Raw genomic sequence first — 23,408 nt, forward strand, 5'->3', positions numbered from 1 at the left:
TCGTTTTGTCCAAGTATCTGAAACCAAAACCTCCTTAATCACCCGTTCTTACGACCAATACTAAGTGCATGATGTCCAGCCAATACTCGCTCGACCATCTCAGCCTCTTCCTCATGACAACTAACTATGAGTACTACCTCTGTAACCTTCCCTGAAGTGTTTTTCTTCTGATAAAACCAATAGTAAAAATACTTAAATACAAAGCCTAAAGCTCCACCTGCAAAAAGAGCAATCAAACCCCATATTATTGGTCCCCAAGTCCACATAAATCCCCACATCACGCCAAAAAGCATAAATATTGTGCCCAAAACAGTAGGCAAATCAAATATACTCATACCGTCTGCCCGATGAATAGTATCGAACATCCTTGTCTCTTTTTTCGGGATATGCATTGGAATTGCACAGATATTTTCTGGGTTTATACCCTTCTGCTCTAATTCCGAAATAGCAATTTCTAAGTTTATTGAGTGTTCAAATGAAGCAGTAATATACATAGCATTTTCCTTCTTGAATTGCATTTCAAACTTAGGGCTCTGGTACTTTCTCTTTAAAAAAAAGGCTTGTTCTTTCTCAAACAATCGGTTAAATTCTACAGTATTTACATACGCATCATAGATAGCAAATCCGTATATGGAGGGCAAAAACATAAGCCACTCTGGGTTAATAATGGCTTTTGCTTCTTCGAATAATCCTAATGCAGTATATTGTACTCCCTGGAAGAGAAACGAATAGTAGGCTATTACCATCCACCATATTACAAGAAAAAAACCTGTTGGTATACGGTGGGTATATAAATGTCCTAACCCTGGAGCTATCACCGACCATGCCACGGCGGCCCAGGGTGACCTCTTGTCTAAAGCATTAATCTCCATAAAAGAAATGGAAACAGGCTGAATTGTTTGTTCGTGTCGATCAGCCAATATCGCCAATTGGTTAAATTGGAGTGTTAGACGGTAGCTATCCCATATTGCATATATATATACAGATAAATATAGGAGCAACCATCTATTATTTACGATTTCTTTCGCCATATCAAATCGGCCTGTAAAAGTATATAAGATTGCTAGATTTACATTACCCTGTGTATTTACAGTCATTTCCCAAAAGAAGAGTAAAAAACCAGTAACATAATTCCCCATGCTAATATGGCCAAAACCAGGATATGATGCTGACCACCAAGCTATTGCCCAGGGGTTACGCAAATGAAAAAAATTAGTTGCTAAAGAGTTCATAATTCCCTTAGGCCGGCGAGGTTGTTCTTTTTGCGATTCTGTAAACATAAGCTCTCCTGGAAATAATATATGTTGCAAAATACTTGTACTTTCTTAGTTTTATCAATAGCTCAGATTATATGCATATGTCGTACTTCTAAACTAAGCGTCCTAAAATCGCTACATTCCAGCCGGCCTGACGATACCCCTAAGATCCAGAAAAGCATGCGTTCCTGTCTCAGGTTAGACGCAAGCCCTTTTAGGCAGTAAAATACAAAAGCTCCCGAAGTAAAAAACCCTCAGAAGCCTTTATTGTCGCTAACAGTGTAGTAATCTTCCCCACCTAGTGACAGGTTAGTGCCACGGAACCCGTTTTGATTTCTTGATATATTCTTTTAATCACAGGTAATAACTTCGTATCCTATTTTGAAATTAAGTGTATGTGTTTTTGAGTACAACCTAATGCTATTTATAAAATTATCATCAATCATGCTGACATCTGAAACAAAATCCACAGGCACGAATTCCTCTGGCAAATGCGCTTCATAATAGTCTTTAATTTGAAAGATTTTATCCGGCAATAAACTAACAGCATAATTACTATAAGCAATTTGAAATTTATCGTCTATCTCTGCATATTGAAGCTCCTGTACGCCCTGTAAAATAAAGTACTGCGCACCAATAGCTAAAAATTCCTTCTCGCTAATTTTATGTAGTTCAGGATGTCTTTCATCAATAAATTGCATTAATAAATTAAGTTCAGCAACGAAATAAATCAATTTTAAAGGAATATATACTTGCTTGCCCCAATCGACTTCTGTAATAAGATATATCTCTCTAAATCCGCTTCTTATTATTTGTCTTTTTAGATCGTCGTTAAACAGATTATTGTATACTTCATCCCTATAAATTGTATTACTAAAGAAGTTTTCTGTATCCATTATAATCAAATTAATTGGCAACAAATCATAATGATTTAGTTTCTCATTTTTGGCCATAATTCGTTCGGTGATACCTCGTACATATACGTCTACATCAGGTGGAGATTGGATTGTTACATCTTTAGCATTTTTACTACCATAATTAGGAATATTTCTGATTCTCGCATTAGATTCATTATGGTAATACTCTGTTACCTCTACTCCAAAAGAATATTTAGCTTTCTTATTAATTATAATAAAGTCTGGTTCCTCTGAAGGAGTAATTTGGTATTCAACATCACTGTATATTAGATTTACTATGCTTATTTCTTTAAGTTTTTTATCTAAAATCATACCATGATACCTGCACTTCCTATTCAATTATAAAGTTTTTGGTACCAACTTTGGTATATATAATTATACCTTATATATTATAGAAATTGTAACTGAGTGGAGAAACTAAAGTAAATGATGCTCTGACCTACGATAAGAGATTAGCATAGAATGAATGAACTAATTAAGGTTAAAGCTTTTTTTTAAATCAAATTGAGTAACATTTTTCTAAACGGTTATGATAATACTGTCCGTTAGGGGGTGGATACTCATTGATGTTCTAGAAAGATTACACAACTCTAGGCTTGTAACTTGGGAACTTAAAACTTTTCTATGGCAGCAAAACTTTCTAACTGCCAAGTGGTGGTTCATTGCTATAATTATTGCTATCTCATATGCTATCTGGTGGAAGTTCACTGATAAAAAGAGAATAATTGAATTATTGCTCTTTGGTTCTTTCATTGCTGTATGTCGAGTAATATTTGACGATTGGGGTATTAATTCTGGAAGATGGACTTATGTTATAGACATAGTACCTCTTGGGGTAAGCCTATTTCTTAACGATCTTACCATTGTGCCATTAAGCTATATGCTGGCATACCAGTACTCACCTTCATGGTCAAGGTTTCTCGTAACAACGGTTATTCTTCAGAGTGCTATTTCCTTTGCCTTTTTACCACTACTATCGCGGCTGGGAATACTTATAATACATAACTGGCACGTTGGCTATACCTTCATCTTTATGATGGTAGTTTCTATTACAATGAGGACGATCATACTGCTTGGTTTAAATCTACAGAGAAATTCACGATTACAATATTCAGAGAGTATTTCGTATGAACTGATCCCCCAGCCTGCTATGAAACCAGTTCAGGAAGACGTTAAGAATGAAGTAGTTAAGAACAATAACAAGAACTAGCTTTATTAATAGGACTTTGCTATATAAAATACTATACCGTCTTCGCCCTTTCCTTCAACACCACCCTCGTAGTACTACGAAGTTCCAAGTGCCAGGAGTTTTGCCCTTATTTACCCCTATTTCAAAAAACAATATCCAAGGTATAACATCATTAGTAAAAAACCAATCAGCGATAACCCCATTTTATTGCAATTGCGTCTTCTGCTTATAGCTAAGCCATATAACTCTCCAACAAATAATACTGCAATTAAAATAACAAGTGCAAACCCAATATTTCCAGGCTTAATGAAATCAAGAAAGCTATGCCACATAAAGCTCACAATACTCACCTCGCTTCATTATATTAAAGTAAGGAACGAATATTTCCAGGCACCTCATTCCTTTTATCTTTTATTGTTAAAATTTGAAGTTGTAAGGACACAGTGAATACCACATCCGAAGTCCATGTTCATCCTCACCCCAATAAGCGACTCATCGAGAGCCGCTTTTATTACTTTTATCCAAAATACTCATTTCCATCAAATAGCTTACCAGCTATTTCAAATCTATCAGTAAACTGCCACATCCTAGCACGTTGAAAGTCATTTTTGCTACCCCACTGAGCATTCCAGTATGGAACATACTCAGCTAACTGCGAAGTATCTATCACTCTAGTTAGCCACCAATACGAAGCATACACTCCAACATAGGAATATCCAGCATTATTCAACTCACAAATAAATGCTGAACACATATCAGTTATGGTCTGATTATCTGGCATTCCATTGCGTTCTTTATACCCATCAGCGTCCTCCATGTCAAACCAAATACCCAATTCAGGTATTATCCCATGCCCTTGTAACACATCACGGACAAACTGCGCTTCGCCTTTTGCGGCCTCAACATCAAGGGCATAGCTATAATAATACACACCAATTTTTAAGCCTGCCGCAAGTGCACCATTTACGTTATCAACAAACTTTGTATCAAGATGGCGATTGCCGTACCCAAGACGAACTATAGCAAATTCGATACCGGACAGAACTATAGCTTTCCAATCGATCACACCATTATGATAGCTTACATCTATGCCTTTCATTTTATCATCTCCTTAGGTTTATTATATTCACGGCTATTTCCCAGGTTCTGATTTTTCACGTCAAAAAGAAGTATTAATTACTCGAAGCAGGAGTAGTCGTACATGAGCTACCCCTTAAAATGCAAAAAAACTGTTGTTACTGCTACCATTATCACACCTCTGATATATTTGGGTAAAAGTAAAACCGCCCTGATTAGGACGGTTTAAAGTTTTATATTCTTTAAAATCATAATATTCTTTGCAAATAAATTTTCTTCATCTTCAGTCGTCTTCAGTTTCAAAACCATGCTCAAGATGAGTATTAACATATTCAGCAGGAAGCTCAACTGAACCGGATCTTTTTAATTCTTGGTATAATTTTTGGCGCTCTTCATCAGATAGCTTTGAGCTTAATTTATTGACCTCTGTCCATTCACCAATATTATCTTTAGTCATAATGTACCTCCTTCGTTAGTCTTATATTTAATATGTCCCGCTCTCTATAATTTTACCAACGAAAAAGCCCGAAGAGTTAGTTGGATAAAAGGAAAAGAGCCTTTTGAAGTGCACCCCAAATGTTAGACATTGATTAATGTTTGGAGGTGCACTAATGTAAGACCCAACAATTATAAAACTCCCAGCAAATAAGCCGGGAGTCTTTGATTGTTTTTCGTTATGAGCCTGAGCGATAATAATCACCGAATTGCACAGTTAAAGTGGGTATAAAGTCCTAAAAATGAAAAATATGGTAAAATATTACCAAAATTAAACTTTTACATAATAATGTATTTTATGGTAAAATATAGAAAATATTCATAAATACATTTTATGGGGGTATACACGATGAAGAAAAAAGTCTTAGCAAGCATTATTGGAGCAATGCTCGTGTCTAGCGTAGGTTTCGCCGCTCCTGTTACTAACTTAGAAGCTGGTCAAACAAGTGTAGGTTATAATTACTCCAATTTAGATTTTACTATTGATGGAACGAAAATCGACTCAGCTGGCGCTAATGGTTTCTATGTGGAGCATGCAGTTAATAAGAATGTTATAATTGGTTTGGAATATAATGGTGGCGATATTACTAAAACACTTGGTGGCGATGCTTTAAAGCTTGAAGACAAAGAAACAGATTTTTATGTGCAGTATAAAGTTGAAAAAGGAATCCGACTAGTATTGGGAACCCGTAATTATGACCAATCTTTAAGCCTTAACGGAGCTACAGTTGGCTCATATGATACAAATAAAGTACTATACGGAGTAAGTTTCGATACTAAACTTGCTGATAAATTGGACGGTTACACAACTTTATTAAAAACAAGTGATGAGACCGAGTGGCGTCTTGGCGCTACATATAAAGTTGATGAGCAAACTTCTATTGACGTAAACTACAAAAACAAAGATTTTGATGGGTTAGAATTAAAAGGTGTTGGAATAGGTCTTAACTACAAATTCTAATAAAAGTCATCCGAATGGTGTGAGATTACTAGTCTCACACCATTTTTTATTACATACACGTTGGAAACATTTGAGCTGTAAAACCCCCTATAGAAAAGAAAGGTGTAGCAACAAATCTTTATCTGTCATATGCATAACCCTCCTTTATCTTTACGCCCCAATCTCCAACCGCCTCCGCTCCTTCAATACCACACTAACCAATATCGTCCTCACCTTCTTAATCCGCTCTGGTGCATTTCATAAATCGAAATTTTATCTTTACCAATGCCGCCAAGAATAGGATTCCTTTCTTTTTACATACTGTTGCAAATTCGTCAACCAACTTATGAATTATTTCCTGATAAATTCCTCCTCAAATTTTAAATACTTACCGCACCCCTGTCATACAGATGAAATCGGTCTAAAATTACTGTGATCATGGCATTTTTGTACCGTGACGCTATACACGTCGCTACACACTACGGTATACCTAACCGACCACTAACTATATAACTTATAGAGCTCATCTACTATGTTTACAATAAACATAATACCCATGCCAAGAAATATGCCGTAAGCTGATATTAAGGTAACTCGGTTTAAAATCTTAGCCATTTTTACATTGTCAGAAAAACTAGTGATTAGATTTCCCATCAAGCCAACAACACCGATGATAGCCAGAGTAATAATACCATATAGAACTGATGCTACCTGTGGTCTTGCTTTATCGGCTATGCTTCCCAATCCTGATGTCATGAATATTTCCTGACCCACGCTGCCCCACAATAAATTTTTCTATAGTCAGCACAAACAAAGAGGCCTCTCAGTCGCAATGACCGAGAAGCCTTAAATTCTCTATGGCGGGAGCGTGTAGGAATCGAACCCACCCATGACAGGTTAGTGCCACGCAAACGGTTTTGAAGACCGCAGAAGCCACCAGGCCCCATCCGCCCCCATATATACTCTATATTAGCATGTATCAAATTAAATAGAAATATTCCCTCAGGATAACTTTACTGTTAAATACAAATAATATTTCCCTGGAAATACATGATGATAATTTTTCCACCCTTGAGATATCATTTTGTTATTGACAGTCCTTTTCTCTACTGCTATACTAAGTTCCATCAGAACAACATAATGATTATTGGCAATGAAGCCATCGCAATTTTTGCGATGGCTTTTTCTGTTTTCTTATACTTTAATTCAAGAGGAGGTTTCACAATGGAACAACTAGCTATTAATGCGGGTGATACAACGTTTGTACTAATGTCTGCAGCACTTGTAATGTTCATGATTCCTGGAGTAGCATTCTTCTACGCAGGTATGGTAGGTCAAAAGAATGTACTTAATACTTTAACGCAAGTACTTGTTGTATTGGCAGTGGTTTCGATAGAATGGGCTTTGTTTGGCTATAGTTTAGCCTTCGGAACAGACCGAGGTGGATTGATTGGCGATTTAAGCATGTTAGGTTTGAATGGTGTAGGATTTGATATTAATGATAAATATGCCCCTACAATTCCCCACATGGCCTTCCTAGTTTTCCAAATGATGTTTGCGGTTATAACTCCAGCACTAATTTCCGGCTCTATTGTCGAACGTATGCGTTTTCCTGCCTTTGTCGTATTTACACTTCTTTGGAGCACGTTAGTATATAATCCACTTGCTCACTGGGTGTGGGGCGTCGGCGGCTGGTTACGTGAGATGGGAGCGCTAGATTTCGCTGGTGGTACTGTTGTCCATATTAGTTCTGGTGTTGCTGGTCTTGTGGCCTGTATTATGCTAGGTAAGCGTAAAAAACAAGCTCGTCCTCATCATTTGCCAATGGCTGTACTTGGTGCGGCAATGCTGTGGTTTGGCTGGTTCGGTTTTAATAGCGGTAGTGCATTAGCTGCAAATTCCTTAGCAGCCAGTGCATTTTTAGTTACACATTTATCTGCAGCAGCAGGTGCTGGTGCTTGGTTAGCTGCCGAGTATATTCATACTGGTAAACCATCCTTACTCGGATTAATAAGCGGCGCGATTGCAGGTTTAGTTGCTATAACTCCTGCTGCAGGATTTGTTACATCCATGTCATCTATTGCAATTGGTCTAATCTCAGGCTTTATCTGTTATGCTTCCGTTGCAATACTCAAAGTACGATTAGGCTATGACGATTCTTTAGATGCCTTTGGTATTCACGGTATTGGCGGTATCTGGGGTGCTGTTGCAACTGGTCTTTTTGCCACTACCTCAGTAAATAGTGCCGGAGCCGATGGATTATTTTATGGCAACTCAGCTTTGATGCTGCCACAATTAGTCGGCGTAATAGCAGCCGCCGCATTCAGTGGTATCGCTACTTTCGCAATCATTAAAGTAATGAGTGCATTTATGGCTATAAGAGTTGAAAGTACAGATGAAAGCGGTGGATTAGACATTAGTGAGCATGGGCAGGAAGCCTATGATTTAACCATTGGTACTGCCCTTCCAGTAATTAATGAACGTCCGTTAGCTTGGGAAAACTCATTAGAAAACTCATTAAATGATAGATATCACTTAAATAGTAATCTGCAGTAAAGCCCCCTCAAATCCCCTAAATCCAAAGAACACGGTAGTGTAGTGCCTTTTATAGGCACCACACTACCGTGATTTTATCTGTCTAACTATATTCTATGTCTGTTCACATTCTACGCAAGTTGTTTAATTTGATCAAGCATCCTTATGACTTTATCCGATAAATTTTTAATATCTACGACCATTCTTTGGGCTCCTAGAATATCGCCTTGCTTATATAAGCTTATAGCATCAGCGCATCGATGATGAAATTCTTCATGATAATTGTCTAATTCCTTGAAAGTATCTATATTTCCGTATGCAGCTTGACCAGGGCCAAAGTACCACTTACCTAAACGACATATATGGTGATTTTTGACCTTGGATTCCTCTAAATTTACAAACCCTTTAAGCATATAATCGACCCTTGATTTCCAAAGCAAATGGTCAGTTTTGGCTAATTCAATTATATCTTTTGGGGCAAACGATACTTTTAAATTGCTAACCTGCCCACGAATAGCTTCTGCTTTATTAATTAGTTCAAATAAATCGCCATTGCAATTCTGAACAAGACTATTCATCTTTGCCAAACCTGCCGCCGCTCCATCTAGGCTCGCACTTGTTTCTTCGAAAGCTGCTGACTGACTTTCAATTATTGGAGCTAGTTTTTTCATTGCACTATCTATATCACAAAAGGCTGTATTTATTTGATTCACACTGTTGTCTACCTCGCTAACGGCGCTAACGTTACCAGCAATCGCGCCTGCCATTCCCTTTACACCGATTCCTATAGTTTCAACTCGCTTTTTAATTAATTTAACCTGATCGGTAATCTGATCTACTGACTGACGAGATTGATCAGCTAACTTGCGTACCTCTTCTGCTACAACACCAAACCCACGTCCATGCTCACCGGCTCGTGCTGCCTCAATAGCTGCGTTCAGTGCAAGCAAATTAGTTTGGTCAGCTACATTTCTAACAACGTTTATAAGACCATCTATATGGGAGGTTGATTGGTTTAACTCCGCTACACTATTTTGCAGATTCCCCAAGTGTTCTTGCGCATAAGTGGTCTGCTCAGAGGCTGCTAATACTTGTCCTAGTGCAAAATTAGCTGACTGCCTTCCACCTGCTGTCCTTGCGGCTGTATTGCTTGTAGAATCCACAAGTTCAGTCAAGTTAGCGGCAAGCTCTTCATTTGCTGCCGAGATCTGTTGAATCCCGCTGGATTGCTCTTCAAACTGCTGCGCCAAGGTATTTAAAGCGCTGCCTTGCTGCATTGATAACGATACCAAATTGGTCATATTTAATGAAAAATCAATTATAATTTGGCTATAGAATGCGGCGAGTTTATTTATCCGATCAGCTACAGGATACAGTGGGTCATCACTGCTAATGTCGACACGCGCCGCAAAGTTACCTGACAAAAGCTCCTCTAATACTCCAGTTACTCTATCCAAATTGACTTCATGCCGATTTTCTGGCATCTCAGCCTTACCAAATAAACTTTTAAACATAATAACCTCCTTGTAAATGAAGTGCTTAGTTTGTCAAAAATACTTGCAGTCTAGCTAGTAGCTTATGCAGCGGTAATTGTAAATACAACTAACTACTAGTGATAGTTATTATCAATAATACCAATCAACTATATTTCCGTCAACATAATTTTCCATAATGTTTACTTCTTTGGCATCGCAATCAGCTCTATAAACTGATTAACAGGCCTTCTTATGTACCATTTTTTCATGCATATAAAAATCAGGGCAGTACCTAACCAAGCAGCCGACTACTCAACTGGCAGAAATTCCTCACCTATATGCACCACAGCTGTATTTCCCGGCAGACCGACAAGTATTGAGAATTTAGTAAAGCAAGATTATATTTCAAAATATCCCTACTCCTTCGCACAGCACTTGCTATATATTTAAATATATTGTGAAGCCAACAAAAAAATCTCTACCACAAGGTAGAGATTTTCCGTCTTATAAAATATATTACTATGCAATTCTGATTAGAATGTTATGCTTTGGTTATAAGATCTACACCCATATATGGGCGCAATACCTCAGGTATGACAACTGACCCGTCTTCTTGCTGATAGTTCTCCAATATCGCTGATACTGTACGTCCAACAGCTAAACCTGAGCCATTTAGTGTATGTGCAAACTCCGGCTTCGCCTTTAATTCACGACGGAATTTGATATCGGCACGGCGGGCTTGGAAATCCTCAAAGTTAGAACAGGAGGAAATCTCCCGGTATTTATTAAAGCTTGGCAGCCAAACCTCAATATCATAAGTTTTGGCAGATGAAAAGCCCATATCACCTGAACAAAGAAGAATGACTCTATAAGGCAATCCTAACAGCTGCAACACTTTTTCTGCATTATTTGTAAGCTTTTCAAGTTCATTGTAGGATTCTTCTGGAAGCGAGAACTTAACTAATTCTACTTTGTTAAACTGATGCTGGCGTATTAATCCGCGGGTATCGCGACCAGCAGCTCCAGCCTCAGCCCTGAAACAAGCGCTATAGGCTGCGTAATAGTACGGCAACTCTTTGCCATCAAGTATTTCGCTCCGATGAAGATTAGTAATTGGTACTTCAGCTGTAGGAATTAAATAATAGTCTAACCCCTCAAGCTTAAACATATCCTCCCCGAATTTGGGCAGCTGACCAGTTCCCGTCATACTTTCTTTGTTGGCGATAAATGGAGGGAAGTATTCTGTATAGCCATGCTCACGTGTATGTAAGTCAAGCATGAAGTTAATTAGTGCTCGTTCTAATCGAGCACCGAGACCTCGATAAAACGTAAAACGAGTTCCCGTAACCTTCCCGCCTCGCTCAAAATCCAAAATCCCAAGCTTCTCACCAATTTCCCAGTGTGCAAGCGGCTCTTTCGCAAATTGGCGTGGCTCACCCCAGCGGCGAATTTCCTTATTATCGTTCTCATCACGACCAATAGGCACGGACTCATGCGGTACATTAGGTATATTTAAAATAATTTCGTTAATACCGGCTTCAACTTCTTTGACTCTACCATCAAGCTCACTGATGCGATCTCCTACAGCACGCATTTCAGCAACTAAGTCATCAGCATTTTCCTTATTTCTTCTCATCAAACTTATTTGTTGGGAAACCGTATTACGCTTGTTCTTTAGGTTTTCCACTTCGCCTAGCAGTTCGCGACGCTCTTTCTCTAAAGCAAGAAAGTCCTCTAAACTCATTGCATTACCACGGTTTTCTAAAGCTTGTTGTACCTTTTCCGGGTTGTCCCGAACAAATCTAATATCAAGCATAATCCTAACCCCCAAAAAAACTACCGCCTTTATTTCAAAGCGGGGATATATGTATAGTTTATAATTATTACGTATTAGCGATCTCCTTACTATTATTAACTATTAAGGAAATCGTATACTTCTTCTATTTAATTATATATAGTAGATAAACTACTGTCAAACATTGGAGAGTTGCCATTGCTTAATACCCCGAATGTTAGTTAGGTACAGAAAACTCCTTCCAGAAGAAGGAGTTTTTATTTTCGCAATCAAAAGATAATGTTCCCTGTTGTCTAATTTTATTACTATCTCAAAACAGATACCGCATATTTAAATCAATTGAAACCAGCTTGGTGCTAGTTGCGCTGAAGTTGTTTCTTCATACAGGTAATAAATTGCTCACTAATAATTGGATCAAACTGCAACCCGGCGCATCGTTTAATTTCCTCCAGAGCCTGCTCAGTTGTATAAGGATCTCGGTAACATCTTTGACTAGTCATTGCATCAAAAGCATCACATATACATAACATCCGGCTTAAAAATGGAATATTCTCGCCTGCAAGCCCTTCCGGGTAACCACGCCCGTCATATCGCTCATGGTGATGGCGAACTATACTGGTGATGGCACCTAATCCATCTATTTCCGCTATAATTTCAGATCCCTTAACGGGGTGACATTTGATTATCTTAAATTCCTCATCAGAAAGACGGCCCGGTTTTCCTAGAATTCTCTCAGGTACACCGATTTTTCCAACATCATGAACTATTCCCGCTAGATATGCCTTTGTCACTTCGTCTGGTGATAAATTTAAATACTCGGCTAATTCAACCATTAAATAAGCCACACATTCACTATGCTGTTTCGTATAAGCATCACGAACGCCTATAGCCTTGCAGAAGGCTTTTATAATATCAAGGTTGATATTATCTAAGCGTCTTTCGATAACTTTAAATTTATCTATCGGTAGATATGTACCTACAGCATATTCGATGCGGCCTTCACTATCGCGTAATAAATATGTATTTGCTAAACACCAGATATTAGCATCATTATATTGGCTTGTTACACATACTTCCATCAAAGCTATTTCTCGGCCTGTATCAATTGTTTCAATAAGCGGTCCCAAATAGTTCCCGCGATTATCCTTTTTTTGACCCTTAAAAAACAGCTTCAGTATATGTTTACCAATAACCTCTTCACTCTTCGTCTTCCACAACTGGCAATATGCCTCATTGGCATGAACTACCTTAAAATCGCGGTCAACAACTAGCCAGCCCTGCACAGAGCTAGACTGAATAACTGCAGCAATACGAGCTAATATATTTTGTTCCATACGGCTGGCCTCCTTTCTGCAAATGGGAAAATATTGACTCCAGCCAATTTTAATGCCAGCATTGTTTCCTGGCTGCATATTCCTTTTACAGTAGATGCCTTTTTCGCGCCACTACATGCATAAAGTTTACACTGAAGTTATTGATTAAAAGTCTTTTTTACAAAATTCGCTATTATCCAACAAATTTCCTTCCGGGTTTTATTAGATTTGCCAGTAAAATTGCTTAAATTTTCTAGTTTACAGATATATTCTACTTTGCAAAAGAAAATCCTCTTAATCAACTCTTTTGTTAATTAAGAGGATTTATCTATTTTCTAAAAGCCCAATTTAATACACCCAATAAAATTAATGTAAGATTTATTGTTGCTTCAACATACATTTGATTAGAGTATAATTTGGGGGAGTGATTTCATGCACGGCCATTCCGCTCTAAGTACTACAAGAGTGGCAGCAACTTTTGCAGGTACTATCATCGGTGCTGGTTTTGCATCGGGCCAGGAACTTTTGCAATTTTTCGTGGTGTACGGCGGTATCGGGCTTGTAGGTATAGCCTTAGCCGGCGGGCTTTTTGCTTGGCTGGGAAGCCTCATTCTCGAACTTGGCTATCGTCTTCGCGCAACCAGCTACCATCAGTTACTCTATCATTTGTGCGGAAAAAAAGTTGCTATGTTTCTAGATGGTATAATAGTTGCTTTTTTGTTTAGTGTTCTTACTATTATGCTAGCTGGCGCCGGTACAGTCTTTAGAGATAATTTCGAGCTACCCTTTACAGCCGGTATTACGGCCTTAGCTGTAGTCGTAACATTAATAGTCCTGCGCGGCGTATCCGGCATTACCACAGCTAATATGATTGCAACCCCGATCTTAGCGGCAGCCATTATCGGGATAAGTGCCTATTCCCTGGCTTACCACGATTTTCAAACAGATTTTTTAAACATCCCAGCCAGCAGTGCTGCTTATCCTACACCACATTGGATTCTCTCAAGCCTATTGTATGTGTCGTATAACCTCGTCATGGCTACAACTGTATTGGCACCACTAGGAGCCGCAACACCTGCTAAGTATTCCCGCCAAATGGGAAGTATCATTGGTGGGGCAATTTTAGCAACACTTGCCTGTTTGGTATCGGTCGCTGTTATGCTGCATTATCCAAACATTATGAATCAAGAAATTCCCATGCTCTACATTTCCAGCATCCAACACTGCATAAATGGCAACATATATACTGCAATATTCATAATTGCAATGTTTACAACAGCATTAGCTAGTCTTTATGGTTGTGCTACCAAATTAGCCTCTGCAACAGGTTTAAAGTTTTCTTTGAGTGTATTTATCGTCATTACTTTAAGTATTGCCTTTAGCTATATCGGCTTTGCAACTCTTATTAATATTCTATTCCCGATATTCGGGTACGCAACTCTTTGGTTTTTAGTCAAGCTCGTAGTGAAAAAATAGCTATTTGTTTGCTTTCTTCTCAAGATAACTAATGGCACTTAAAACAGCCACCAATCCCTCGCCTGTTGCCTTGGCTATCTGCCACGGCTTGCCTATACAATCACCTGCTGCAAAAACGCCCGGGATACTTGTCGACATATCCCGATTAACTTTAATTACCTCGCCATCTAGTTCTAAACCAGGCAGAACATTTTCCACCGGATCGGACTGTCTTATTATAAATACTCCATGAACTTTAATGTCACTATGCTCCGTTACTAGTTTTTCAACTTGGCTGTCTCCTTCTATGCTGCGCGGCTTTGTATTGATTATTTCTATACCTGAACGCATACCAGAAAGTTCGCTTTTATACTGAGGCAAATAATAAACATTACGACAAATCTCGTCTAGGTAGTTTGCTTCATGCTCACCTTCAGTGCTATAGGATATTACAGCTACATCCTTGTCTTTATAAAACATACCATCACAGGTTGCACAATAGCTGACTCCGCGACCCAGCATTTCCTTTTCACCTTTGAACAATGCTGTCGCAACAACACCAGTGGCTATTATTACTGTTTTAGCATTATATATGTTCTTTGGCGTGGCAATTGTGAAGCTATCGTCACCTGGGAAAATATTAACTACTTTTTCTTTAATTAAATCAGGGCTATGGGCTAAACAATGCGCAGACATCTGCTGCATTAAGCCCTTTCCTGTAATTTGCGGTAAACCGAGATAGTTATCTACTAAATGTGCTTTTTGCAGCTTTAGGCTAAAATCCATATGCTCGAACAATGCTATGCTCTTATTACGAATTCTCCCTGTCAAGGCAGCTGATAAGCCAGCTGGGCCGCCGCCGATTACGGCGATGTCATAAATAGTCTCAGCCATGTTTTTCCTCCTTGGACAATTTTTCGAAGGTTATATAAACAGAGGAGTGAAGGTTATGTATAATTACACCATCACACGCCTGTCTTATCTGCCCATTTTTGTTATGCTTTTTGCAGGCGGAATATGTACCGGTGGTCTAGGCGGAATTGCGATTGGAATACTTGAAAAAGATGCAATTGGTATACTTGGTGGAACTTTTTTTGGGTTCGTTGCAGGTTTAATGTCAGGTATTGCTGGTCTTATTTTTACTTTTGTCTTTAACGCAGTTGCTCCGGTTTTCGGCGGTCTAAAATTAAGGCTTGAAACTGCCCCAGTAGAACTACAAAAAACTAACCCAAATCCTGAGCCACCTGCTTCAACCGATCCCTGATTGGCAAATCATAAGGACATCGTGTCTCACAGACTCCACAATCAATACACGCGGACGCTTTAGCCTTCATCGCCGCATAACGTTTAGGGATAGCCTCCTTTAAACCATAGAATGCATATTGTAAGTGGAAAATAAACATCTGGGGAATGTCAATTTCTGCCGCACATGGCATACAATAACCGCAGCGTCGGCAGAAATTGGGACCAATCTGCTGGGCTTCATCTTTAAGAATATTCTTTTCTTCAATGGTAAGCGGGTGGAACTTCTTAGCTGGCGCTATATTCTGTGCAATATGTTCTACCTTGTCCATACCCGGTATTGCCACCGTAATATTATGTTCTAGCAGAAACCTCAATGCCAAATCGATACTGCGAACTTGTCCGCCGCCTAATGGCTTCATTACTATCCGTCCAACGTCAAGCGACTCAGCTAATGGAAACAACTCATCTAGCGCACCTGTTTCGATAAAATTAAAAGGCACTTGGACGGTACTGAATTCATTAGTCTTTACAGCCTCAATTAATAGTGGCAAGGAATGGCCTGTGACGCCGATATGACCAATTTTTCCGGCAGCTTGAGCCTCTTTGAGTGCTTCGAGCGCACCGCCTGGTGCCATAACTGCTTCAAAATCTTTTCTTTCCTTAATATTATGAATTTGGTATATATCAATATAATCGGTTCTCATATTAGTCAAGCTTGTCTCAATGTCTTTAGCCATCGAGCTCTTATCTCTAGACATACTCTTTGTTGCAAGATAATACTCTGATCTTCTTGAGGAGATATGCTGACCGATCTTTTCTTCGCTGTCTGAATAAGCGCGAGCAGTATCAATAAAGTTGATCCCGGCATCTAAAGCTGCGTTAAGCACAGGGCCAGCATCCTCCATTGTATGGCGCTGTATTGGCAAAGCCCCAAAGCTAATTACTGTAACATCAAGTCCAGTTCTGCCTAATCGTCTTTTTTCCATATAATCCTCCTGTATCTAGTATTAATCAAATAGTGTTAACTAATCCAAACTGCCGTTATGGACTGTTTTCCAATTATTAATATATTTATTGTTCTTTTAATACAAATCCTGCTAAGTAATAATAAACGGCAAAATATAGCTATCTATAAACGATAAATAGTAGTCAAATAAATTTGACTACTATTTATCGTTTATCTATTTAATTAGAGGGGTTAAGTGGACAACCATTGCATCACGAAGTTTCGGTTCAAACCAAGTTGATTTTGGCGGCATGATTTGCCCCGCATCAGCAATATCCATTAGCTGCTCAATCGAGGTAGCATACATCGAGAAGGCAACAGCATATTTCTTGCTGTTTACCAGTCTTTCCAGCTCAGCCATGCCTCTTATTCCTCCAACAAAGTTAATCCGTTTGTCGGTACGAGGATCTTGGATGGCTAATATCGGATTTAAGAGGTTATTTTGCAGTATGCTTACATCAAGCACCTCTACAGGATTGTCTTCAGTAAAAGTTCCCGGTTTAGCTGTCAGCTGATACCATGTATTGTCGATATACATTCCAAATGTATGAAGATCATTCGGCTTAACAGCGCCGGACGGGCTTTCTGCAATATCAAACTTCTCTGCCACTTTCTCAATGAACTCATTTGGGGATAAGCCATTCAGATCGGTTACAACACGATTGTAATCCATTATATACATCATGTCATGAGGGAAGATTACGGTAAGAAAGGTATTATACTCTTCGTTACCTGTGTGGTTTGCATTCTTCTCACGGCAGAGATCGGCAACACGTCCGGCTGCAGCTGAGCGATGATGTCCATCAGCTATATATAGGAAGTCAATTTTTGCGAATGCGTTTTCTATAACCTGAATTTTTTTATCCTCGGCTACAACGTATAGTGTATGGCTTATTCCATCTTCAGTTGTGAAATCATACACCGGGGCTTGGTTCATACACTCTTCAATAAGTTCATTCAAAGTTTGCTCGGCTTTGTATGTTAAGAAAACTGCGCCAGTTTGGGCTTCGGTTGCTGTTATATGGTCAACCCTGTCTTGCTCCTTATCGGGTCTTGTTAGCTCATGCTTCTTAATAATATTGTTCTGGTACTCATTTACCGACGCTGCAGCAACAAGTCCTACCTGTGTATGGTCACCCATTTTCTGCTTATATATATAGAAGCAAGGTTTTTCATCCTGAACTAAGATTCTATCACCGATAAATTTCTGAAGGTTCTCAGCAGCCTTTTCATAAACTACCGGTGAATGTACATCAATATTTTCAGGCAAGTCAACTTCGGATTTAGTCACACGCAAAAAGCTATATTTATTGTTATCGGTTATTTTACGAGCTTCCTCAGAATCTAACACATCATAAGGCGGTGAAACCACTTGAGAGGCTAGTTCTTGAACAGGGCGTAAGCCGCGAAACGGTTTTAATACTGCCATTAACTTTCCTCCTTAGATAGTGTTAAAGTTGATTAATTTAGCACCAAATATGCCGTCAATTGCTGTTACTTTTTCTAAAATAGCAACTGGTATATCATTATCAACTGCAAGAACCATGATGTTTGTACCTGAAACCTCAGTTTTTCCAACTTGCATACCCGAGATATTTATACCAGCTTCACCCATCATTGTGCCAACTTTACCGATAACACCTGGGCGATTGATGTGTGGGCAGATTAGAATGCGAGCACGAGGATCAACATCTACACGGTGTCCATCGATGTTTACTATACGTTCTTCTTCGCCAAACAGTGTACCTTGAACAACATGCTGGCCTTTAGCAGTAAGTACTCTTACTGTAATTAGATTAGCAAAACTTAAGGCTTCCTTATTTTTAACTTCCTTAACTTTAATGTTACGAGCTTTTGCTAAGCCAGGAGCATTTACATAGTTTACAGCTTCTTGGAGTATTGGATTTAAAATACCTTTAAGAACGGCTGTTGTCAGCATCTTAGTATCAACATCAGTAATATCGCCGTTGTATTCTACATCAATGCTAGTAATAGGACCATCAGCCAAGTTAACCGCGGTGCAGCCCATACGCTCAGCTAGGTTAAAGTAAGGTTTAATAAGTTTAAGCACATGCGGAGCAACTGGAGCCATATTTACTGCAGTTGTTACAGGTTCGCCACGAAGAGCAGCTATTATGCCATAAGCAACGTCTACAGCAACGCCAACTTGAGCTTCAGCAGTTGACGCACCTAAATGCGGTGTTAAAACAATATTATCTAATTCAAGCAATGGATTTGCCGGATCAATTGGTTCTTTTTCGAAAACGTCAATTGCTGCACCAGCAACAATACCATTTTGGATAGCTTCTGCTAAAGCTGCTTCATCGATAATGCCGCCGCGAGCACAGTTTACTATTCTAACGCCCTTTTTCATTTTGCCAAACGCTTCTTTATTAACCATGTATTTAGTTTGCGGCGTAAGAGGCATATGGAAAGTAATGAAATCAGCTTTGGCAAAAATCTCATCAACAGTCGCGAGCTCAATACCTAGATTTTTAGCATGGTCTGCATTTATATAAGGGTCATAACCGATAATATTCATTTCCATTGCAATTGCTCTTTTCGCAACGCCGCTGCCGATACGACCTAGGCCAATAACGCCGAGGGTTTTGCCACGCATCTCAACACCCATGAACTTGCTGCGCTTCCATTCGCGGTTCTTCATCGAAGCATGAGCATCTGGAATGCTGCGAGCCAGTGAAAGCATCATTGCCACAGTGTGTTCTGTTGCGGCAATAGTATTGCCTTCTGGGGCATTAAGCACGATAATACCTTTTTGCGTAGCAGCTTCAACGTCAATATTGTCAACACCTACGCCAGCTCGGCCAATTGCCTTGAGTTTTTCGGCTACTTGAAGTACAGCCTTTGTTACTTTTGTTTCACTGCGTACAACTAAAGCATCATATTCGGGAATAATAGCAAGAAGCTCTTCTGGCGCAAGCTTTTTCCTTACGTCAACTTCAAACTCTTTGCTAAGAATCTCAACACCTTGTTCCGAAACGCCGTCACATACTAAAATTTTCATAATTTGCACTCTCCTTGAATTAATAATTAATATTTTGGCTGCGTTTACTTGAGGTTAAACGCGTCTTTTTCTGTTTTTGGAAAATAAAAAAGCCCCGCCCCATATTTGGGGCGAGACTTATATCCCGCGTTGCCACCCAGTTTGTGCCTTTCGGCCAACTCTAGACCGCTGTATCGGGCGGCTCCCGTCAAAATTCATCATCTGCCACTCCAGGGCGGAACGATCTGTCCTGTTCACCGACTCTCACCACCCGTCGGCTCTCTGAAGAACTCAAACAAACGCTTCCCTATCTTCGTGTTCAAACCAATGAAGTGTTTTCACATTCACTGGCGGATATTTACTTGGCTTAGTTTTGATTATATTTAATCCGCGTTCAAAAGTCAAGTGTGTTTTTGACAAAAACATCAGTAACATTAAATACAAAAAAACATTGAAAACTTTCTGTTGCGCATTCTTAAAACAGAGGTTAGAATATAACACAAGTCATAAATTTTACACATGCTGGGAGGTATCACCTTGACAAAGCGTATTTTTAATTTCAGCGCAGGTCCTGCTACTCTACCCCTTGAAGTATTACAACACGCTCAAGCAGAATTATTAAACTTTAACGATACAGGGATGTCTATACTCGAAATCAGTCACCGATCCAAAGCCTACGAGGAAGTAAATGCTGAAGCAGAAGCAAACATGAAAGAACTGCTAGGCCTCGGCGATGATTATCGTGTTCTATTTCTCCAGGGTGGTGCAAGCCTTCAGTTTTCGATGATCCCACTTAATTTCCTTGCACCTGGTCAAACTGCAGACTATATTCTTAGCGGAGCTTGGTCCGAAAAAGCATTGAAAGAGGCTAAGCTAGTTGGCGAAACTCATGTTGCAGCAACTACCGCGGAGGAAAACTATAAGCGTATACCTAGCCTTGATGAAATTAAACTAAGCTCAAATCCAGCTTATGTTCATATTACATCCAATAACACTATCTTTGGCACACAATGGGCTGATTTCCCGTCATTCGGTGATATCCCGTTAATGGCTGATATGTCTTCAGACATGCTCTGCCGCCCATTTGATGCATCCAAATTTTCTTTGATCTACGCAGGAGCGCAGAAGAACCTTGGTCCATCCGGCGTAACGGTTGTTGTTATTCGCAAGAGCTTGCTGGAAAACAATCCGAAAACTGTTCCTACAATGCTTCGCTACGATACTCATGCTAAGAACGATTCACTGTATAATACACCGCCTTCTTTTGGTGTATATATGGTCAACCTTGTACTGCGCTGGATTAAGGCTAACGGCGGTCTGGCTGGTATGGAAAAACACAACACCGAAAAAGCTCAATTAATCTATGACGCAATCGACCAAAGTGGCGGCTACTATCAAGGCCATGCTGAAAAAGACAGCCGCTCATTAATGAATGTAACTTTCCGCCTGCCAAACGAAGAACTGGAGAAAGCTTTTGCCGCTGAATCTACAAAGGCTGGGCTTAACGGCTTAAAAGGTCACCGCTCTGTTGGCGGCTTGAGAGCATCAATTTATAATGCTATGCCAAGAGAAGGCTGCCAGGCACTGCGCGACTTCATGCTCGAATTCCAACGGAAAAACGGTTAATAATACAATAATTACCCCTTGCTCGCTTTAGTTGCGGACAAGGGGTATTGTTTTTGGTTCTTACCAGTTTATTAGATGCATACCCTTTTTAAATAGGGTATAATACCAATAGGAAAATTTATCCGATGATCAAGGGGGCTATTAAATTGTTAAAAGAAGTTAACTATAACCAATATGCAGATAAGGCAATTGAAGTATTAAGTAAAGGGGCCTTTCTAACAACAGCAGCAGATGGCGAAGTAAATACTATGACTATTGCCTGGGGTTCGATAGGCTTTATTTGGGCTAAGCCGGTATTTATGGTAATGGTAAGACCATCGCGCCATACTTATAATCTAATCGAGAAAAGCGGCGAATTTACTGTCAGCATCCCGCTGAAAGACATGCAGCAAGCACTCGCAATATGCGGCACAAAATCAGGCCGCGACATGGATAAGTTCGCCGCAGCAGGTCTGACAACATTGGCAGGACAAAAGTTAGCTACTCCGGTAATTGCTAATTGCGGTCTACATTTTGAATGCAAAATCGTCTATAAACAAGCCATGACTGACGAAAACTTAGATAGCGAAATTAACGCTAAGAAATATAGTACTGGTGACTACCACACTCTGTATTTTGGCGAAATAGTAGCTACATACATCGAAGAATAACCAAAAAAAATGACCCGCGCCTATCAACGGCAGCGGGTCATTATCTTAAATACTTATTTTTGCACCTAGTAATTCAACAAAGGCTCGTAGCCACTCAGGATGATTTGGCCAAGCCTGAGCCGTAACCAAGTTTTTGCTTACTACAACTGGTTCATTCTTCCACTCAGCTCCAGCGATCCGGCATTCAGCTGCACAAGCAGGATAGGAAGTAGTCTCATAGCCTTTTAAAACTTCTGCTGGGGCTAACAGCTGTGTACCATGACAAATAGCTGCAACCGGCTTACCATCGGCGAAAAAGGCTTGCACGATTTTAATTGCTTCATCATACATGCGTATATATTCTGGAGCTCGCCCGCCAGGAATAACAAGCCCAACATAATCATCAACATTTACTTCTGCGGCAGAAAGGTCTACAGGGATACGATGACCAGTCAATTCTATATAGGTATCAAGATTAGTAAAGTCATGCACGACCAGCTGCAGCATATCTCCCGCCTTTTTATTCGGGGCAGCTAGATCTACTTGATAGCCAAGCATCATTAATGCTTGCTGAGGCACTTTTACTTCATAATCTTCTGCACAATCACCAGTTAATATAAGGATCTTTTTAGTCATTAAAATCCCCCCATAATAAACGTTCTTTAGAAATATAATTCATTTTTTCCCATTATATTCCTGCTATTTTAGATGTTAATTTTTTGCCCAAAATCGCCTTAGTAATATAAAATCACTTTCTACTCAAGTAAATTTCTAACCATAGCTTTAACGTTTTCAGGCATATCCAAGCCAGTATGAAACTCTATACAGCCACTTTGCGGCAGAGCATCATTTATTACTATAGCATCAAGCGGTTTGTAGCCGAATAACTCAGCACTTCCGAAACGCGAATTATATAGTGCCTGATGAAAATTAACTGTGGCTGCATTGCCTTTTATATCAACAGTTATTCCTGCAGCCATATCAATATTACCTACGAATTTTGCGGCCATTGCTAAACTCACTTTGGAAAAAATCCATGAAAGCATTGGTTTATCCGGGAGTTTTTTGTCAAGCACCTTCAGTTGCATGATTGAATTATGTTTAGTATGCTGAAACTGCACTATTTTGCAGGTTAGCACTACTCGGCCAGCATCCTTGGTAATTGCCGTTATTTTTAGCTTTCCTTCGCCGATAGAGTTTATCGTCAGTTCTTTAATCTGATCGTGTTGTCCGATAGCCTCAGTTAAGGATTTATTAATAATATGATCTGGAACGACTACTAAGCCCTTTTCTAAGTTCTCAACAGTCTGATAATCCCAAGTTTCCTGTATGATATGCATTACTGGCGATAAATCGGCAACTTTTGCTTCAAGCTCAGCGAAGCTGATTTTACTTGTAAAATCAGCTGGCAAATCAACTGGTATTGTTATCATTACTCTCGATCACCTCTA

At 39.5% G+C, this 23,408-nt stretch carries 22 protein-coding genes and 1 tRNA gene; 7 read left to right on the top strand and 16 right to left on the bottom strand.

All coding sequences use genetic code 11. The features are described 5' to 3' along the window. Window positions 1–38: 38 nt before the first annotated feature. Together V6C17_RS06910 and V6C17_RS06915 are read right to left on the bottom strand one after the other, a co-directional pair. A complete protein-coding gene (locus tag V6C17_RS06910) occupies window positions 39–1,280 on the bottom strand; it encodes a hypothetical protein (protein WP_333521817.1) in 1,242 nt (413 codons plus the stop codon). Window positions 1,281–1,606: 326 nt separating this feature from the next. Beyond that, a complete protein-coding gene (locus V6C17_RS06915) occupies window positions 1,607–2,485 on the bottom strand; it encodes a hypothetical protein (protein WP_333521818.1) in 879 nt (292 codons plus the stop codon). Between the two features lie 217 nt (window positions 2,486–2,702). Here V6C17_RS06915 and V6C17_RS06920 point away from each other — a divergent pair, with 217 nt between their 5' ends. Further along, window positions 2,703–3,383 carry a CBO0543 family protein gene (locus tag V6C17_RS06920; protein ID WP_333521819.1) on the top strand — a complete coding sequence of 227 codons (681 nt, stop codon included), beginning with the start codon at window positions 2,703–2,705 and terminating at the stop codon, window positions 3,381–3,383. A gap of 116 nt (window positions 3,384–3,499) precedes the next feature. Here V6C17_RS06920 and V6C17_RS06925 read toward each other — a convergent pair whose 3' ends face one another. The 3 genes from V6C17_RS06925 to V6C17_RS06935 form a co-directional block, all read right to left on the bottom strand. After that, a complete protein-coding gene (locus tag V6C17_RS06925) occupies window positions 3,500–3,703 on the bottom strand; it encodes a hypothetical protein (protein ID WP_333521820.1) in 204 nt (67 codons plus the stop codon). Window positions 3,704–3,879: 176 nt separating this feature from the next. After that, complete coding sequence (locus V6C17_RS06930; protein WP_333521821.1) at window positions 3,880–4,461, bottom strand: GH25 family lysozyme; 582 nt, start codon at window positions 4,459–4,461, stop codon at window positions 3,880–3,882. A 261-nt stretch (window positions 4,462–4,722) separates the two neighbouring features. After that, window positions 4,723–4,896 carry a hypothetical protein gene (locus V6C17_RS06935; RefSeq protein WP_333521822.1) on the bottom strand — a complete coding sequence of 58 codons (174 nt, stop codon included), beginning with the start codon at window positions 4,894–4,896 and terminating at the stop codon, window positions 4,723–4,725. Between the two features lie 387 nt (window positions 4,897–5,283). Between V6C17_RS06935 and V6C17_RS06940 the strand changes: the two genes are divergently transcribed. Continuing rightward, window positions 5,284–5,895 carry an outer membrane beta-barrel protein gene (locus V6C17_RS06940; RefSeq protein WP_333521823.1) on the top strand — a complete coding sequence of 204 codons (612 nt, stop codon included), beginning with the start codon at window positions 5,284–5,286 and terminating at the stop codon, window positions 5,893–5,895. Window positions 5,896–6,375: 480 nt separating this feature from the next. Here the strand turns inward: V6C17_RS06940 and V6C17_RS06945 are convergent, their stop codons facing one another. Next, a complete protein-coding gene (locus tag V6C17_RS06945; protein ID WP_333521824.1) occupies window positions 6,376–6,648 on the bottom strand; it encodes a hypothetical protein in 273 nt (90 codons plus the stop codon). Window positions 6,649–6,732: 84 nt separating this feature from the next. After that, window positions 6,733–6,829 (bottom strand) — tRNA-Sec (locus V6C17_RS06950). Between the two features lie 269 nt (window positions 6,830–7,098). Between V6C17_RS06950 and V6C17_RS06955 the strand changes: the two genes are divergently transcribed. Then, the gene (locus V6C17_RS06955) at window positions 7,099–8,430 is read left to right on the top strand and encodes an ammonium transporter (RefSeq protein WP_333521825.1); all 1,332 of its coding nucleotides are present in this window, start codon (window positions 7,099–7,101) and stop codon (window positions 8,428–8,430) included. Between the two features lie 110 nt (window positions 8,431–8,540). Here V6C17_RS06955 and V6C17_RS06960 read toward each other — a convergent pair whose 3' ends face one another. The 3 genes from V6C17_RS06960 to V6C17_RS06970 all read right to left on the bottom strand — a co-directional run bounded on the left by V6C17_RS06960 (window position 8,541) and on the right by V6C17_RS06970 (window position 13,013). Further along, window positions 8,541–9,923 carry a methyl-accepting chemotaxis protein gene (locus V6C17_RS06960; protein ID WP_333521826.1) on the bottom strand — a complete coding sequence of 461 codons (1,383 nt, stop codon included), beginning with the start codon at window positions 9,921–9,923 and terminating at the stop codon, window positions 8,541–8,543. A gap of 502 nt (window positions 9,924–10,425) precedes the next feature. Further along, complete coding sequence (serS, locus tag V6C17_RS06965; protein WP_333521827.1) at window positions 10,426–11,700, bottom strand: serine--tRNA ligase; 1,275 nt, start codon at window positions 11,698–11,700, stop codon at window positions 10,426–10,428. A 335-nt stretch (window positions 11,701–12,035) separates the two neighbouring features. Beyond that, entirely contained in the window at window positions 12,036–13,013 is a 978-nt protein-coding gene (locus V6C17_RS06970; protein WP_333521828.1) for an HD domain-containing phosphohydrolase, read from the bottom strand. A gap of 411 nt (window positions 13,014–13,424) precedes the next feature. Between V6C17_RS06970 and V6C17_RS06975 the strand changes: the two genes are divergently transcribed. After that, window positions 13,425–14,468: a YkvI family membrane protein gene (locus tag V6C17_RS06975; RefSeq protein WP_333521829.1), complete on the top strand. Its 1,044-nt coding sequence runs from the start codon at window positions 13,425–13,427 to the stop codon at window positions 14,466–14,468. Here V6C17_RS06975 and V6C17_RS06980 read toward each other — a convergent pair whose 3' ends face one another. After that, a complete protein-coding gene (locus tag V6C17_RS06980; protein WP_333521830.1) occupies window positions 14,469–15,341 on the bottom strand; it encodes an NAD(P)/FAD-dependent oxidoreductase in 873 nt (290 codons plus the stop codon). Between the two features lie 55 nt (window positions 15,342–15,396). Between V6C17_RS06980 and V6C17_RS06985 the strand changes: the two genes are divergently transcribed. Further along, window positions 15,397–15,711 carry a hypothetical protein gene (locus V6C17_RS06985; protein WP_333521831.1) on the top strand — a complete coding sequence of 105 codons (315 nt, stop codon included), beginning with the start codon at window positions 15,397–15,399 and terminating at the stop codon, window positions 15,709–15,711. Here the strand turns inward: V6C17_RS06985 and V6C17_RS06990 are convergent. The 3 genes from V6C17_RS06990 to serA all read right to left on the bottom strand — a co-directional run bounded on the left by V6C17_RS06990 (window position 15,671) and on the right by serA (window position 19,723). Continuing rightward, complete coding sequence (locus tag V6C17_RS06990; protein ID WP_333521832.1) at window positions 15,671–16,678, bottom strand: aldo/keto reductase; 1,008 nt, start codon at window positions 16,676–16,678, stop codon at window positions 15,671–15,673. The two genes, V6C17_RS06985 and V6C17_RS06990, sit on opposite strands and share 41 nt — an antisense overlap. A 195-nt stretch (window positions 16,679–16,873) precedes the next feature. Beyond that, on the bottom strand, window positions 16,874–18,127 hold the full coding sequence (locus V6C17_RS06995; protein WP_333521833.1) for a DUF1015 domain-containing protein: 1,254 nt from the start codon (window positions 18,125–18,127) through the stop codon (window positions 16,874–16,876). A 12-nt stretch (window positions 18,128–18,139) separates the two neighbouring features. Then, on the bottom strand, window positions 18,140–19,723 hold the full coding sequence (gene serA / locus V6C17_RS07000; RefSeq protein ID WP_333521834.1) for a phosphoglycerate dehydrogenase: 1,584 nt from the start codon (window positions 19,721–19,723) through the stop codon (window positions 18,140–18,142). Between the two features lie 516 nt (window positions 19,724–20,239). Between serA and serC the strand changes: the two genes are divergently transcribed. Beyond that, window positions 20,240–21,328, top strand: a complete 1,089-nt coding sequence (gene serC, locus V6C17_RS07005; RefSeq protein WP_333521835.1) for a 3-phosphoserine/phosphohydroxythreonine transaminase — start codon at window positions 20,240–20,242, stop codon at window positions 21,326–21,328. 146 nt (window positions 21,329–21,474) lie between these two features. Further along, entirely contained in the window at window positions 21,475–21,978 is a 504-nt protein-coding gene (locus tag V6C17_RS07010; RefSeq protein ID WP_333521836.1) for a flavin reductase family protein, read from the top strand. Between the two features lie 45 nt (window positions 21,979–22,023). Here the strand turns inward: V6C17_RS07010 and V6C17_RS07015 are convergent, their stop codons facing one another. Together V6C17_RS07015 and V6C17_RS07020 are read right to left on the bottom strand one after the other, a co-directional pair. Continuing rightward, window positions 22,024–22,593 (bottom strand): DJ-1/PfpI family protein, encoded by a 570-nt coding sequence (locus V6C17_RS07015; protein ID WP_333521837.1) that lies wholly within the window; start codon window positions 22,591–22,593, stop codon window positions 22,024–22,026. Window positions 22,594–22,712: 119 nt separating this feature from the next. Further along, window positions 22,713–23,390: a hypothetical protein gene (locus tag V6C17_RS07020; protein WP_333521838.1), complete on the bottom strand. Its 678-nt coding sequence runs from the start codon at window positions 23,388–23,390 to the stop codon at window positions 22,713–22,715. Window positions 23,391–23,408: the final 18 nt, after the last annotated feature.

The organism is Dendrosporobacter sp. 1207_IL3150, assembly GCF_036763085.1.
Lineage (GTDB): Bacteria > Bacillota > Negativicutes > DSM-1736 > Dendrosporobacteraceae > JBAIYU01.